Raw genomic sequence first — 12,547 nt, 5'->3', positions numbered from 1 at the left:
CGGCCGATTCCGCCCTCGGGCGCCGGCCGGAGGGGAACCGGCGACGGGTACCGCCGGAGGCCGTCGGTCTCCGGCGGGAGGAGGGTGTCAGCGGGCCCGCAACCGGGGCAGCACCTGCGACCCGTAGAGCTCGAGGAACCGGGCCTGGTCCGGTCCGGGCGCCTGGAAGACCAGGTGGGTGAAGCCGAGATCCAGGTAGCGACCGATGCGTTCGACGTGCTCGTCGGGATCCGAGGAGACGATCCAGCGCGCCGCGGCCCGCTCCGGGGTGACCGCAGCGGCGATCCGCTGCAGTTCGAGCGGGTCGGTCACCCCGGCCCGCTCCTCCGGGGTCAGCGCGAGGGTGGCCCAGGACGCCGTGTCCGCCAGCGCCCGGGCCGGGTCCGGGTCGAAGGACACCTTGACCTCGATCATCAGCTCGAGGTCGGTGAGGCTGCGCCGGGACCGGGCCGCACCCTCGGCCAGGGCCGGCAACAGGGTCTCGGTGTACTGGGCGGTCGACTTGCCGGAGGTGGTGATGAACCCGTCGGCGATCCGCCCGGCCAGCCGGGTCGCGGCCGGTCCGGAGGCGCCGATCCAGATCGGCACCGGCACCTCGGGCCGGTCGTAGACAGTGGCGTTGTCGGTGGAGTACCAGGTCCCGTCGAAGTGCACCCGGTCGCCGGCCCACAGCTTCCGGATCAGCGTGACGGCCTCCTTGAGGCGGGCGAACCGCTCCCGGCCGTCCGGCCAGGACGACCGCAGCGGCACCTCGTTGAGCGCCTCCCCCGATCCCACGCCGAGCACGACCCGGCCCGGGTACAGCAGACCGAGGGTGCCGAACGCCTGCGCGATCACCGCGGGGTGGTAGCGGAAGGTCGGGGTGAGCACCGAGGTGCCGAACAGGATCCGGCTGGTCCGTTCGCCGAGGGCACCCAACCAGGGCAGGGTGGCCGGGGCGTGGCCGCCGTCGTGCCGCCAGGGCTGCAGGTGGTCGGAGACGAAGACGGAGTCGAACCCGCTCTGCTCGGCCAGCACACCGAGCTCGATCAGCTCACGTGGCCCGAAGAACTCGGCGGACGCCTTGTAGCCGAACCGCACCGCCACCCGTTCCTCCTCCGCACCGTCCCGGATCCGGCCGGTCGACGCCGCGGCTCCTGCCCCGCACACTACTGACCCGTCGTCGCCGTGCCGGTCGCGGTGCGGTCAGGAGCTCTTCCCGGCGGCCAGCGCCGTGCGCACGATGTCGCCGATCCGGTCCGCCTCGATGAGGAAACCGTCGTGACCGTGCCGGGAGTGGATGACCTGCAGCGGACGCGCGGTGGGCGCGGTGGCGATCCGCGCGCCCTCGGCGGGTGTGTAGAGGCGGTCGCTGTCCACCACCGCCACGGTGATCGGGGCGGTGATCATGGCCAGTGCGGCGTCGACGCCGCCGCGGCCACGGCCGAGGTCGTGGCCGTTCATCACCTCGGTGAGCACCAGGTAGGAGCCGGGATCGAAGCGGCGGCCCAGCTTCTCGCCGTGGTAGGTGAGGTAGGAGCCGACCGCGAAGCCGCCGCCCGGCTGCTCGTCCCGGCCGAACCGGTCCTCGAGCTCCTGCGCGCTGCGGTAGGTGGTGTGTGCGATCTGCCGGGCCACCGCCATCCCGGCGACCGGTGCCGGACCGCCGTGGTAGTCGCCGCCGGCGAACGCCGGGTCCATCCGGATCGCGGCCAGCTGCGGTGTGGCCCAGGCGATCTGGTCCGCGGAGGCGGCCGCGGTGGTGGCCACCGCGATCACCTCGCGCACGTAACCGGCGTGCTCGACACCCCATTCCAGCGCGCGCATCCCGCCCATGGAGCCACCGAGGACCGCAGCCAGCGAGGTGATCCCGAGCTGCTGCAGCAACCGGTGCTCGGCCCGCACCTGGTCCCGCACGGTGATCTCCGGGAACCGTGACCCCCAGGGCCGGCCGTCCGGGCCGGTCGACGACGGGCCGGTGCTGCCCCGGCACCCGCCGAGCACGTTCGCGGCGATCACGAAGTACTCGGCGTCGTCGATGGGTGACCCCGGCCCGATCAGCCCGTCCCACCAGCCGGGGGTGGGCTGGTCCGGACCGACGTCGCCGACCACGTGGGCGTCACCGGTGAGGGCGTGCAGCACCAGCACCACGTTGTCCCGCTCCGGCGACAACCGGCCCCAGGTCTCGTACGCCATGGTGACCGCCGGCAGCACGTGACCGGAATCCAGTGGCAGGTCACCGATCTCCCGCGCATGCCGACCGGACCCGACGGCGGGTGAGCCGTCGGGCCCGGCCGACACCGCGGTCATCGGTCAGCCCTTCGCCGCGCGGAACCCGGCGTCGAGGTCGGCCAGGATGTCGTCGATCGACTCGGTGCCGACGGCCAGCCGGATCAGGCCGGGGGTGACACCGGTGGTGAACTGCTCGGCCTCGGACAGCTGCGAGTGCGTGGTCGAGGCCGGGTGGATGACCAGCGACCGGACGTCGCCGATGTTCGCCAGGTTGGTGAACAGCTCGAGCGCGTCGGTGAAGGTCTGCCCGGCCTCCACACCGCCCTTGATCTCGAAGGAGACGATCGGGCCGCCGCCCAGCGGTGCGTACTGCTGCTGCAGCGCGTGCCACTTGCTGGACTCCAGCTGGGGGTACGACACCGACTCGACCTCGTCCCGGCCCTCCAGGAAACGGGCGACGGCCAGCGCGTTCTCGTTGTGCCGCTGCACCCGCAGGCTCAGCGTCTCGATGCCCTGGGCGAGCAGGAAGGCGTTGAACGGGGAGATCGCCGGCCCGATGTCGCGGAGCAGCTGCAGCCGGGTCTTGAAGATGAACGACACGTTGATGCCGAACAGCCCGTTCGGGCCGAGATCCCGGGCCCAGACCAGGTTGTTGTAGCTCGGATCCGGGTTGTTGAAGTTCGCGAACTTCTCCGGGTCGGCGCTCCAGTCGAAGGTGCCGCCGTCCACGATCACGCCGCCGATGGCGGTGCCGTGGCCGCCGAGGTACTTGGTCGCCGAGTGCACCACGATGTCCGCGCCGTGCTCGATCGGCCGGATGAGATACGGGCTGGGCACCGTGTTGTCGACGATCAGCGGCACGCCGTTGCGGTGCGCCACGTCGGAGACACCGCGGAAGTCCAGCACGTCCAGCTGCGGGTTCGAGATCGACTCCGCGTAGAACAGCTTGGTGTTCGGCCTGACGGCGGCCTGCCAGGACTCGAGATCGTCCGGATCCTCCACGAAGTCGACGCTGATGCCGTACTTCGGCAGCGTGTAGTGGAAGAGGTTGTAGGTACCGCCGTAGAGCCGCGGCGAGGACACCACGTGGTCACCGGCCTCGGCGATGGCGAGGATCGCCAGCGTCTCGGCCGCCTGGCCGGACGCGACCAGCAGCGCACCGGTGCCACCTTCCAGGGAGGCGATCCGCTGCTCGACGACATCGGTGGTGGGGTTGTGGATCCGGGTGTAGATGTTGCCGAGCTCCTCCAGCGCGAACAGCTTGCGGCCGTGCTCGCTGGAGTCGAAGGCGAACGAGGTGGTCTGGTAGATCGGCAGGGCCCGGGCCTTGGTGGTGGGATCCGGGGTCTGGCCGGCGTGGATCTGCCGGGTCTCGAAGGACCAGTTGGGGCTCATCTCTCATCTCCTGTGACGTGAGGGCGGGGCAGCGACCATGCCCGCTCCGCCGGGGATGACGGGCGGGGACGGGTCGCTGATACAACGAGGACGGATGGCCGCCATGTCCCGGATACCGGGGCGCGGCGGGTGCTGCTGGGTTCCTGGACCGCCCGGTGCGGGGCGGCAGGATGCGGCCTTCGGACCACTACCCCGGGTACGTCGGCCGCACTGCGGACGCCGGAGAATTCAGTGGCGGCAACACATTCGACAGGACACAGCTGCGCTCCTCCGGGCGGCCAACTGGGCCGGCCAGGTGGCCGACCCGCGCTTGCGGAACCCGGATCCGGGCTCCGCCAGGTCAATCACCCGGGGCACCCCACCGCGTGTGGAGGGTTGCCGGCCAGCGAGCCGGGGCTTGTCACTGGCACTCATGACCTGACGCGAGTGTAGCGAACCGGTGTCGCCGGGGCACCGGGTGTCTTGACCGATGGCTGAACACGCGTTTAGCATGCTGAACATGCGTTCAGCGCAGGACGACGACCTGACCACACGTGCCCGGATCCGGGACGCGGCGATCACCCTGTTCGCCACGCACGGTTTCGCCAGGACGACCGTGCGCGCCATCGCCGCGGCCGCCGGCGTCTCGCCGGCGCTGGTGCTGCACCACTTCGGGTCCAAGGACGGCCTGCGCGCGGCCTGCGACGCCCACATCTCGGACTTCTTCGCCGCCTCGGTGGACGAGGTGGCGGGCGCCGACCTCTCCACGCTCGCGGAACTGATGTCCGCCAGGCCCGCCGAGCCGCTGCACGGCTACGTGCGGCAGGCCCTGGTCGAGGGCGGCCCGTTCGCCCGCCGCTTCTTCGACGGGCTGGTGGAGCAGACCCGGCGCTACCTGGTGCTGGCGACCGAGCGGGGTGACGTCCGGTCGGCCGGTGACGACACCGGCCGCGCCCTCGCGCTGGTGGTGATGAGCCTGGGCACCCAGTTGCTGGCCGACTACCTGGCGCCGCCCGGCACGCCGGCACCGGCGGCGCAGGTCGCCGCCGCGGACCGGGTGGCCCTGCCGCTGGTCGAGCTGCTCACCCATGGGCTGTTCACCGACAGCCGATTGCTGGACGGCTATCTCGCACACCTGCACACCCGCCAGGAGGAACCGTGACCGGGACCGCTGCTCTGGAGATGAAAGGTGTCCGGAAGACGTTCGGGCACGTGGTCGCACTGGACGACCTCGACCTGACGGTGGGCACCGGCGAGGTGCACGGCTTCCTGGGGCCCAACGGCGCCGGGAAGTCCACCACCATCCGGGTGCTGCTCGGCCTGCTCCGGCCGGATGCCGGGTCGGCCCTGCTGCTGGGTGGTGATCCGTTCGCCGACGCCGTGGCGCTGCACCGCCGGCTGGCCTACGTCCCCGGCGATGTCACTCTCTGGCCGAACCTCACCGGCGGCGAGGTGATCGACCTGCTGGGCCGGTTGCGCGGCCCGGTCGAACCGGCCCGACGGGCGGATCTGCTGGAGCGCTTCGAACTCGACCCCCGGCGGCGCGGCCGGACGTACTCCAAGGGCAACCGGCAGAAGGTGGCGCTGGTCGCGGCGCTGGCCGCCGACGTGGAGCTGCTCGTGCTGGACGAGCCGACCAGCGGGCTGGACCCGTTGATGGAGGCCGTGTTCCAGGACGAGATCCGGCGGGCCCGGGAGCGCGGCACGACCGTCCTGCTGTCCAGCCACATCCTGTCCGAGGTGGAGTCGCTGTGCGACCGGGTCAGCATCGTCCGGGCCGGTCGGGTGGTCGAGACGGGTTCCCTGTCCCAGCTGCGTCATCTCACCCGGACCTCGCTGGCGGCCGACCTGGACGCCGTCCCTGGCGGTCTCGACGCGCTGCCCGGAGTGCACGACCTGCGGGTCGAGGGTTCCCGGGTCGAGCTGGCGGTGGACTCCGACCGCCTCGGGCCGGTGCTCGAGGCGTTCACCGCTGCCGGGGTCCGGACGCTGACCGCGTCCCCGCCCACGCTCGAGGAGCTGTTCCTCCGTCACTACCGCGAGGAACCGGCCACCGGCGGCGCGCGATGACCTCGGCGGTGGTGGGGATCGGTGCTCCGCCGGGAACGGCCGGGCGGGGTGGGCCGCTGACCGGCCTCGGCCCGCTGCTACGGCTGTGCCTGCGCCGGGAGCGGATCCCGTTGCTGTGCTGGGTGATCGGGGTCGGGCTGGTGGTCGGCACCAGCTTCCCGGCGATCGCGGCGCTGTACCCGGAGGCCGCCGCCCGGGCCGACCTCGCGATCGGGGTCGGGTCGAACCCGGCCACCGTCGCGATCACCGGCCCGGTGTTCGACAGCTCGGTGGGCGGGCTGTCGGCCTGGCGGGTCGGGGTGATCGGCTCCACCGTGCTGGCGCTGATGGCCGTGTTCACGGTGGTCCGGCGCACCCGCGGCGACGAGGAAGCGGGCCGGACCGAGCTGCTGGCCGCCACCGCGGTGGGGCGCTCCGCGCAGCTCGCCTCCGCGGTCCTGGTCGCCGCTGCCGCAGCGGTGGCGGTTGGTCTGCTCGGGCTGCTCGGCGCGCTGTCCACCGGGTCGGCGGTCACCGGGTCTCTGCTGCTGGTCGCCGCCCTGGCCGGTTGCTCCTGGGTGTTCGCCGCGGTGGCGGCGCTGGCCGCGCAACTCGCCGGGTCCGCCCGCGGGGCAACCGTGCTGGCCGGGACCGCCGTCGGCGTGGCATTCCTGCTGCGCGCCACCGCCGATGGATCCGACCTGCCGTGGCTGCGGTGGCTCTCCCCCATCGGCTGGGTCGAGCAGCTGCAGCCGTTCGCCGCGAACCGGTGGCCGGTGCTGTTGCTGTACCCGGCCGCGGCGGTGCTGTTGCTGCTGCCCGCGGCCTGGTACCAGCGCCGCCGGGATCTGGGTGCGGGACTGCTGCCCACCCGGCCCGGTCGTGCCGTGGGCCGGCTGTCCGGGATCGGCGGTCTCGGGGTCCGGCTGCAGTGGGGATCCGCGGCGGGCTGGGCGGTCGGGCTCGCGGTCGCCGGGGCGGTGCTCGGTGGGGTGGCCGGCGGCGCCGATCAGCTGCTGCAGGGCAGTCCACAGATCCAGGAGCTGTTCCGCCGGCTCGGCGGCGACGGCGGGATCTCCGCGGTGGTGCTGGCCGCGATCGGCGGGTTCGTCGGGATCGCGGTGGCCGGGCAGGCGGTGTCCATCGCCCTCCGGCTGCGCGCCGAGGAGGAGGCGGCCCGGACCGAGCTGCTGCTGTCCTGCCCGGTGAGCCGGACCCGGCTGTTCGCGGTGCAGCTGCTGTGGGTGGTGGTCGCCCCGGCCGTGTCACTGACCCTGTGCGGGCTCTCCGCCGGTGTTGCCCTCGGCGCCCGCGGCGGCAGCGGGGCCGGTCTCGGCGACGGACTGTCCGCGCTGCTCGTGCAACTGCCCGCGGTCTGGGTGATGGGCGGGATCGCCCTGCTGCTGGTCGGTCTCGCGCCTCGCGCCATCGGAGTGGCCTGGGCGGCGGTCGGCGTGGCGCTGCTGCTCGGCCAGCTCGGCGACCTGCTGCGGCTGCCGCGCTGGGTCATCGACCTCTCGCCGTTCGGTCACCTGCCGCAGCTGCCCTCGGCGGCGATGGACTGGACCCCGGTCCTGGTGCTGACCGGGATCGCCGCTGTGCTGGTGATCGCCGGGCTGCTCGGATTCCGGCGCCGCGACGTCGGCTGATCCGGTACGCGTCCCCGCGTCGTGTGTCTGCTGTGGCTGCCGCCGGACGGATCCGCCGGTCCCGGTGGCACCGCCGGCACCCTCCGCCGTCCCGGTGACCCCCGACGGATCAGCCGGTGGTGCCCGTCGGGGCACTTCGTTCGGCCGCGACCAGCCGGTCGGCATGACCCCGGGCCACCGCGCGCAGCTCGGACTCCGGGTCACCGCCGGTGGCGCCGGCCTCGTAGGCGAGCCGGAACAGCTGCTCCCCCATCGAGTCGCCGGCGGGCAGTGGCACCTGCACCCCGTACTTCACCGACCGGGCGCCGAGCTTGGCGGCAAGGGCGACCGCCGGTTGCCCGAGGGCGACCCCGGACAGCACCGAGGACCGGCCCTCCGCCTTCTTCAGCTCCACCCAGCGGACCTGCTGGTCGGCCGCGGTGTCGACGGCCTCCGCATCGGCGTACACGTGCGGGTGCCGGCGGATCAGCTTGTCCGCGAGGTCGCCGGCGACGTCGTCGATGTCGAAACCGCCCTCCGCAGAGGGCGTCTCGGCCGCGATCCGGGCATGGAAGAGCACCTGCAGCAGCACGTCGCCGAGTTCCTCACGGATCGCCCGCTCGTCCTGATCCTCGATCGCCTGCAGCAGCTCGTAGCACTCCTCGACCAGGTACCGGCCGAGGGAGGCGTGCGTCTGCTCGGCATCCCACGGGCAGCCACCCGGGGATCGCAGCCGGTCCATCACCTCGACCGCTCGCCGCAGTCCGTCGCCCGGTAGCCCGTTGGTCTCGCTCACCGGCCCCATTATCCGGGCGGTGGAACCAGCCCGGTGCGGGCTCAGGCCGGCGCGGCGGTCAGCCCGGTCCCCGGCGCAGGTACGTCCGGGACAGCGGCGAGCGGATCCGGCACCACCGACACGGAGACCGGGTCCCAGAGACCGAACCGTGGGTTGACCTCGATCGCGGAGGTGGCTGCGACGGTGGACAGGATCACCCGTTCCACCTCCAGCAATCCCTCGAGCCCGCTGCCGAGCGTGCCGAGCTGGATCACCTGCTGCTGGGACGAGCGGGCCGTGATGAGCGCGACCACCACACCGTTGGCCTGCGGCACCACCACGACGTCGCCGACAGCGGCGCGGAACAGGCCCGCCGCCCCCTCGACCGCATGGGCCTCGGCCGAGCTGATCACCTGACTGCCCCGGCGGCCGCCGGTGGCGTCCATCAGGGCGACGGCGTTGCCGGGGTCGGCCTGGATCGCCGACCGCAGCGCGATGCCCGCGGCCCGGTCCGGCACGACCACACCCTCGTAGGTGGTGGAGACGACGTCGGTGGTCACGGCTCCGCCGGTGGCGGTGGCGATCTTGCTGACCAGCACCAGGTCGCCGAGGGTGGCCGGGACGTCGGCGAGCGGGATCTGCAGCGACTGCGCGACCGCCGCCGGATCGATCCCGGACGACTGCACGGTCTCCTGCACCTCCCCCGGCGTCACCGAGATCCCGGCCGCAGCGGCGGCCTTGCCGATCAGGTGGCTGCGGATGACATCGGTCAGCTGGGTGCGGTTCGCGCTCTGCCGGGACAACGTCGTGGAGGTGCCGCCGGCCTGCTCGTCGATCACCTGCTGGACCCGATCGCCCAGCGCGGACTGGCTGTACCCGATGCCGTCGAACTCGGCGGCCGACCCGGGATCCGCGGTGCAGGCGGCCAGCCCGGGCAGGGCGACGGCCAGCACCAGCAGCGCGGTGCGGATCGGGCGGCGCGCCCGGCGGGTCTGCGGCAGCGCAGCGGACAAGGACGTCGTCGACCTCACCGGCACCCCTCTCGGTTCCTCGGCTGCGAGTCAGACTGCCACAGCCGCAGCGGATCCGCGCCCGGAGACGATCATGGGAGGCCGGCGACGGCACCCACGTAGATGGGCGTCAGTACGCCCCGCCGCTGGAGGTCACGGCCTTGAGGGTCTTGAACAGGATGACCAGGTCGCCGGTGATGGACCAGTTCTCGACGTAGTAGGTGTCGAGCCGGACGGTGTCCTCCCAGGAGAGGTCGGACCGGCCGGAGACCTGCCAGAGACCCGTCATGCCCGGCTTGACCAGCAGCCGCAGCATCGCCTCGTCGCCGTAGACGTCGACCTCGGAGCGCAGCGGCGGCCGCGGCCCGACCAGGCTCATGTCGCCCCGCAGCACGTTGAACAACTGTGGCAGCTCGTCCAGCGAGTAGCGGCGCAGCACCTTGCCGATCCGGGTGATGCGCGGGTCGTCCTGCATCTTGAACAGCACCTGGTTGCCGGCGTCCCGCTGCGCCTGCTGCAGCGCGGCCAGCCGCGCCTCGGCGTCGACGACCATCGAGCGGAACTTGACCATCCGGAAGGTGCGGCCGTTGACGCCGACCCGCTCCTGCCGGAAGAACAGCGGACCACGGTCGGTGCACTTCATCGCGACGGCGATGCCCAGGATCACCGGGCTGAGCAGCACCAGCAGCAGCGCGGCACCGATCATGTCGAAGGAACGCTTGAGCACCCGGTTCGCACCGCGGTAGGTGGGCCGGTCGACGTGGATCAGCGGCAGGCCGGCGACCGGCGTGGTGTGCACCCGCGGGCCGGCGATGTTGGTCAGGGCGGGGGCGAGCACCAGGTCTACCGAGGTCTTCTCCAGCTCCCAGCCGAGGCTGCGCACCCGGCTCGGGCCGAAGGAGGCGGTGGCGGTGACGGCGACGACGTCGATGTCGTGGGCGGCGGCGACCTTCGCGACGTCGTCCAGCGAACCGAGCACCGGGATGCCGTCGACGTTCCGGACGGCCGACGGGCCCTCGGTGGTCAGGCCGGTGGCAGTGGGATCGGGCTGGGTGCAGATGCCGACGACGCGGTAGCTGGACAACGGGGCGCGGCGCAGATCGGCGACCAGCTCGCGCACGGTGCGCACGTTGCCGACGGCCAGCACCTGGGAGACGTAGCGACCACCGCGGCGCTGTACGTGCAGCCAGCGGCGCCACAGGTAGCGGGTGGCGAGCAGGGCCAGCAGGCCGGCCGGCAGCATCACCAGCACGTAGACCCGCGGCAGGTGCAGGTTGAACACGTAGGAGCAGATCGCGGCGAGGCCGAAGAAGCCGACGCTGGTCTGGACGACGCGCTTGTACTCCTCGGCGCCGTGGCCGACGACGGACGCGTCCCGGCTGCCGCCCCAGAGGAGGACCAGGGCCCAGGCCGCGGCGAGGCAGGCGGTCAGCAGCAGGTAGGCGCCGTCGACCGGGTCGCGGGACACCTGCGAGGAGAAGACGCCCATGTGCACGGTGTGCGCGCCGGCGCCGGCCCAAATGATGGCGACGAGATCGGTGAGAGCGAGACGGCGGCCGTAGCGGACGGCCCACGGCGTCTTGGCCGGGGCGGTGACGGTGAGCGGTCCGGTGGCGACCTCCGCGGAGCGGGGGGCGGTGCCGGTCTGCTGGAACTCGGCCGTACGCGGACCCCGCTGCGTGGGTACAACGTTCGGCACTCCGGCGTTGTGCACACCGGCGGGCGCGTCGACGCTCACCAACAGCTCCTCTTCGGTATCGATGTCATCCGCGTCCGCACGGAGCGAACCTGAAGGTTCCAGCACCTGTGCGGACTGCCTGACCGGATGATCGACCCCGACAGCGGTCATCCTTACTGCGGTGAAACTTTAACGCTCCGTAAGGTCGGAACCAAGATGGATTCCGCCGATCACCCGTTCGGGACCCAAGGACTGCCCGTCCGTGACGCGGGGCTCCGGCAGGCCCGTCGCAGGCCCCCGATCGCGTCGATCTCCGTCCCACGAACCGGGCGGGCCCGGCTGCACGGCCGCTCGATCCGCGGGCACCGCCGGCGCGATCCGGCACCGGCAGCACGAAGAGCGCCGGTCATGTCCGACCGACGCCCTTCGACCACAGGTGGCAGGGACTCAGGTGGCGATCGCCCGGGCCGGCTGCTCCCCCGTCGGCGCGTCCGCGCCATTGGCGATGGCGGCGAGCACCCGGCGGAGCTGGGTGGACGAGGTGTGCACGGTGTAGGGGAAGTACACGACCTCGACACCGACGGCGGCGAAGTCGGACTCGAGCTTCTCGCCCTTCGGCGTGCCCCGCCAGTCGTCACCCTTGAAGATGTGGGTGAAGCCGATATCCCGCCAGGAGTCGAGCTTCTCGCGGGTGCGCTCGGCGTACACGTCGTCGACGAAGCGGACGCTGCGGACCACCTCGAGACGCTCGGCCAGCGGGATCACCGGCTTGACACCCTTGGTGAGCTCGCACATCTCGTCGGAGACGACGCCGGCGACCAGGAAGTCGCAGCGTTCCTTGGCGTGCCGCAGGATGTTGAGGTGACCGACGTGGAACAGGTCGTAGGCACCGGGCGCATAACCGATTCGGATCGGCACGATGGCGACCTCGTCTTCTCGTGGGTCCACGGCGCGGATCCGAGCGCCGGCGCATCGTCTCGCACCCTGGACGGGCGGATGTCGTCATCGACTGTAACCGGTCGGCACGCCTCCGACCCGGCCTTTCACTCCAACGATGCGGTCCCCTTCGGGTGATTCGCTACGTTGGGTGGACATGCGGAGCAGTCGCCCGCCGACCGGGTGTCGGCGCACCACTGCGCGCCGGCGTCCGCCGGCGGGATCGAGTGAGGTGGTGACGGGGTGGCGGAACCGGGTCCTGACTTCCGGGTGCTGTTCGTCTGCACGGCGAACCTGTGCCGGTCGCCGATGGCCGACTTCCTGATGCGCGCCGCGATCCGGGACGTCCCGGCCGCGTCCGGGTGGACCGTCGCGTCCGCCGGCACCCGGACCCGGGGCGGCCGCGAGATCCATCCGCTCGCCGGCCGGGTGCTCGCCGAGCGCGGTCACGATCCTGCAGGTTTTGTCAGTCACGGGCTGGAACCCGTTGCGGTGCGGGATGCCTCACTGATCCTGACGGCGACGCGCGATCACCGGTCCGCGGTGGTGAAGACGGTGCCGGCCGCACTGGGCCGGACCTTCACCCTGCTGCAGTTCGCCGATCTGCTCACCGGACAGACCCCGGTCGAGGACGGGCCGGCGCTGATCGCCGCCGCCAAAGCGGCTCGCGGTGCGCGCCCGGCCCGGACCACCGAGGACGACATCGCCGATCCGGTGCTGTTGCCCGTGGAGGACTTCCGCGACTGCGCGGACGAGATCACCGCCGCCATCAACACCCTGCTGGCACCGCTGCGCTGATGCGCTGCGGCACAGCGCCTGTCGCGGGACTGTTGCGGAGCGGAGTGCGATCGACCGGGCCGTCACCGACCACTCCTGACCTGTCCGG

At 72.3% G+C, this 12,547-nt stretch carries 11 protein-coding genes and 1 riboswitch; of the genes, 4 read left to right on the top strand and 7 right to left on the bottom strand.

Annotated features, from left to right (window positions below):
* Window positions 1-87: 87 nt before the first annotated feature.
* The 3 genes from fgd to GIS00_RS02250 all read right to left on the bottom strand — a co-directional run bounded on the left by fgd (window position 88) and on the right by GIS00_RS02250 (window position 3,606).
* Entirely contained in the window at window positions 88-1,086 is a 999-nt protein-coding gene (fgd, locus tag GIS00_RS02260) for a glucose-6-phosphate dehydrogenase (coenzyme-F420) (RefSeq protein WP_322097376.1), read from the bottom strand.
* A 99-nt stretch (window positions 1,087-1,185) separates the two neighbouring features.
* Complete coding sequence (gene metX, locus GIS00_RS02255) at window positions 1,186-2,289, bottom strand: homoserine O-acetyltransferase MetX (protein ID WP_154766765.1); 1,104 nt, start codon at window positions 2,287-2,289, stop codon at window positions 1,186-1,188.
* Window positions 2,290-2,292: 3 nt separating this feature from the next.
* Window positions 2,293-3,606 (bottom strand): bifunctional o-acetylhomoserine/o-acetylserine sulfhydrylase, encoded by a 1,314-nt coding sequence (locus GIS00_RS02250; protein ID WP_154766764.1) that lies wholly within the window; start codon window positions 3,604-3,606, stop codon window positions 2,293-2,295.
* A gap of 301 nt (window positions 3,607-3,907) precedes the next feature.
* Window positions 3,908-4,024, bottom strand: a riboswitch (SAM riboswitch).
* A gap of 81 nt (window positions 4,025-4,105) precedes the next feature.
* Here GIS00_RS02250 and GIS00_RS02245 point away from each other — a divergent pair.
* From GIS00_RS02245 to GIS00_RS26765, 3 genes are read left to right on the top strand one after another with little or no spacing between them, the layout of a single operon-like run.
* Window positions 4,106-4,747, top strand: a complete 642-nt coding sequence (locus GIS00_RS02245) for a TetR/AcrR family transcriptional regulator (RefSeq protein WP_230312723.1) — start codon at window positions 4,106-4,108, stop codon at window positions 4,745-4,747.
* Window positions 4,748-4,767: 20 nt separating this feature from the next.
* Window positions 4,768-5,655 (top strand): ABC transporter ATP-binding protein, encoded by an 888-nt coding sequence (locus GIS00_RS02240; protein ID WP_154767812.1) that lies wholly within the window; start codon window positions 4,768-4,770, stop codon window positions 5,653-5,655.
* Window positions 5,652-7,283, top strand: coding sequence for an ABC transporter permease (locus GIS00_RS26765; protein ID WP_196073082.1), 1,632 nt, complete (start codon window positions 5,652-5,654; stop codon window positions 7,281-7,283). Before GIS00_RS02240 ends, GIS00_RS26765 begins: the two co-directional genes overlap by 4 nt.
* A gap of 109 nt (window positions 7,284-7,392) precedes the next feature.
* Here the strand turns inward: GIS00_RS26765 and GIS00_RS26760 are convergent, their stop codons facing one another.
* The 4 genes from GIS00_RS26760 to GIS00_RS02220 form a co-directional block, all read right to left on the bottom strand.
* Window positions 7,393-8,058 (bottom strand): MazG family protein, encoded by a 666-nt coding sequence (locus tag GIS00_RS26760; protein WP_322097374.1) that lies wholly within the window; start codon window positions 8,056-8,058, stop codon window positions 7,393-7,395.
* A 41-nt stretch (window positions 8,059-8,099) separates the two neighbouring features.
* Window positions 8,100-9,068: a hypothetical protein gene (locus GIS00_RS02230; RefSeq protein WP_154766763.1), complete on the bottom strand. Its 969-nt coding sequence runs from the start codon at window positions 9,066-9,068 to the stop codon at window positions 8,100-8,102.
* Between the two features lie 109 nt (window positions 9,069-9,177).
* Window positions 9,178-10,785, bottom strand: coding sequence for a sugar transferase (locus GIS00_RS02225; RefSeq protein WP_322097373.1), 1,608 nt, complete (start codon window positions 10,783-10,785; stop codon window positions 9,178-9,180).
* A gap of 387 nt (window positions 10,786-11,172) precedes the next feature.
* Window positions 11,173-11,673, bottom strand: coding sequence for an adenylyltransferase/cytidyltransferase family protein (locus GIS00_RS02220; protein ID WP_322097372.1), 501 nt, complete (start codon window positions 11,671-11,673; stop codon window positions 11,173-11,175).
* A gap of 231 nt (window positions 11,674-11,904) precedes the next feature.
* Here GIS00_RS02220 and GIS00_RS02215 point away from each other — a divergent pair, with 231 nt between their 5' ends.
* On the top strand, window positions 11,905-12,459 hold the full coding sequence (locus GIS00_RS02215) for an arsenate reductase/protein-tyrosine-phosphatase family protein (RefSeq protein WP_322097371.1): 555 nt from the start codon (window positions 11,905-11,907) through the stop codon (window positions 12,457-12,459).
* Window positions 12,460-12,547 lie beyond the last annotated feature (88 nt).

It is taken from the genome of Nakamurella alba (assembly GCF_009707545.1).
Taxonomy (GTDB): domain Bacteria; phylum Actinomycetota; class Actinomycetes; order Mycobacteriales; family Nakamurellaceae; genus Nakamurella; species Nakamurella alba.
Note: the sequence above shows the minus strand (reverse complement) of the source record. Positions and strands in the feature narration are given on the sequence as shown.

Coding starts and splice junctions, on each gene's coding strand:
- metX (WP_154766765.1), bottom strand. CDS start 2,289: ATGACCGCGGTGTCGGCCGGGCCCGACGGCTCACCCGCCGTCGGGTCC.
- GIS00_RS02250 (WP_154766764.1), bottom strand. CDS start 3,606: ATGAGCCCCAACTGGTCCTTCGAGACCCGGCAGATCCACGCCGGCCAG.
- GIS00_RS02245 (WP_230312723.1), top strand. CDS start 4,106: ATGCGTTCAGCGCAGGACGACGACCTGACCACACGTGCCCGGATCCGG.
- GIS00_RS02240 (WP_154767812.1), top strand. CDS start 4,768: ATGAAAGGTGTCCGGAAGACGTTCGGGCACGTGGTCGCACTGGACGAC.
- GIS00_RS26765 (WP_196073082.1), top strand. CDS start 5,652: ATGACCTCGGCGGTGGTGGGGATCGGTGCTCCGCCGGGAACGGCCGGG.